The organism is Monashia sp. HAY1-2A (assembly GCF_056755315.1).
Map to the genome: position 1 here is coordinate 1 of NZ_JBNDHY010000489.1, position 262 is coordinate 262.

Annotated in this window: 1 pseudogene; it reads right to left on the reverse strand. The window is 64.5% G+C overall.

Annotated features, from left to right (window positions below):
- Positions 1-262: pseudogene (locus ACPYOM_RS22830) on the reverse strand (hypothetical protein); the annotation flags it as partial.

Consider the following 262-nt stretch of genomic DNA (forward strand, 5'->3'; position numbering starts at 1 on the left):
GAGCAGGAAGAACAAACCCGCCATGGCGATCACGGCACCGCTCGCCCCCAGCAGGAGGGATGAAATGCCCCCGGGAAGGGCGATGATGCGTTCGGCAGCAGTGGTGGGATCAACCAGCCAAGGAGGTTGGCCGACAGCCCGGACTCCGGCTTCCAGCAATGCGTAGACGCAGAGAATGATGACAAGTACCGCGGCAATGACGGCCGCGCCGGCCCGCGATGAATGGGTCTCGCGACGGAGGATACGGCTCATTGCGGGGTCC